This is a genomic window from Pseudoalteromonas sp. SR45-6, assembly GCF_014163545.1.
GTDB lineage: Bacteria > Pseudomonadota > Gammaproteobacteria > Enterobacterales > Alteromonadaceae > Pseudoalteromonas > Pseudoalteromonas rhizosphaerae.
In genome coordinates this window covers 1-1,124 of record NZ_JACJDM010000145.1, presented here as the reverse complement: position 1 = coordinate 1,124, position 1,124 = coordinate 1, and the positions used below count along the sequence as shown (strand labels likewise).

The following is a 1,124-nucleotide window of genomic DNA, read 5'->3' as shown; positions in this document are numbered from 1 at the left end:
CCTTTGATTACGGCTTTTACTTCACTGGCGGCTTGCTTGCCCAAATTTTGCCAGTTTATTTCCCGTAAGTATTTTACTGGGTCGCCTTTACCGAGCTTGCGTAGCACTGCAATGGCGGCTTCCATCGATTCGTTGCTGTCATTGGCTTTATCATCAAATAATAATTCGTTGTGGGCTGCGGGGGAATTATGTCGCGGGGTAAACCCGCTGCCACGAATGCGTAGACTCGAATTTACTTGTGCAAAAATGAAAGGCGAGGGCACTAATCTTTGAAGACTGTAGCGCCTAGCCTTGCAACATCCATGTTGTTAAAGAGCGGGTAAATCAGTATTGTTTAATAAGTTTGTTGTGCAGTGATAACGCCACCATCGGTATTATCACGCTCAAAGTTCAGGTTGAACTGGCCTTGGCGATTAATGGTAAAAATAGCGCGTGTCCAGTTTTCTGGTTGGTGTTGGGTGGCCTTTTCAAATAGGGTGTTGAATAAATCGACTATCTCGTCCGTCACGGTAATCGGCTGTTCGCTTGTATCAGCAGCAGTTTGATAATGGGCTTTGCATTCAAGTACGCTTTCATCTTCGCAGTTTAAAATAAGTTGTGCCTCAAGCCATGGCTCTTTTATTTGCTGATAAAGGTACTGACCAAGTTGTTGGGGGATATTTTTTATATCTGGTTGCATATGCTGTCCTTAGCGTTATAAATGAGTTTAAAATTGAATGAACAAACATAAAGTTTGTCAATCTGAGTTAGTCCAAAGATATGGCACCAATGAATTCTAAAATAAACTTTCTGTAGCTAATTGGTAAGTTAATATTAAAAAACGTGTCGAATGAATCATCATGCGTGCCCAGGGATACGGCCATCTTGATGATTCATTAAGTTATGTACGCCAAATAGAGCTCGTTTAAAGCCCTCTACTAATTACATTTGCATACAGCGTTATTCGTACTGCTTAATAGCGCCACGTACCATAGAAGCCATATCAATAATTTCCATATCACCCATGTCGGCAATTAAATTCAAATGGGCAAAAATATCGCACTTTTCAATATTCTTGATTTTTTTCTCGCCACCCATAAATAAAAATGGCGCAAAGCCGTACACTTCATCAGCATTGAGTGGGC

Annotated in this window: 2 protein-coding genes and 1 pseudogene; all 3 read right to left on the bottom strand. The window is 41.0% G+C overall.

Annotated features, from left to right (window positions below):
- Positions 1-263 (bottom strand): annotated as a pseudogene (locus H5158_RS22575) (hypothetical protein); the annotation flags it as partial.
- A 71-nt stretch (positions 264-334) separates the two neighbouring features.
- Positions 335-679, bottom strand: a complete 345-nt coding sequence (locus H5158_RS22570; protein ID WP_182740969.1) for an immunity protein YezG family protein — start codon at positions 677-679, stop codon at positions 335-337.
- 260 nt (positions 680-939) lie between these two features.
- A partial coding sequence (locus H5158_RS22565) for a T6SS immunity protein Tdi1 domain-containing protein (RefSeq protein WP_182740968.1) occupies positions 940-1,124 on the bottom strand: 185 nt, incomplete at its 5' end.

What these genes read in the sequence shown, in the direction of transcription:
- H5158_RS22570 (WP_182740969.1), bottom strand. Translation starts at nt 679, where the DNA reads ATGCAACCAGATATAAAAAATATCCCCCAACAACTTGGTCAGTACCTT.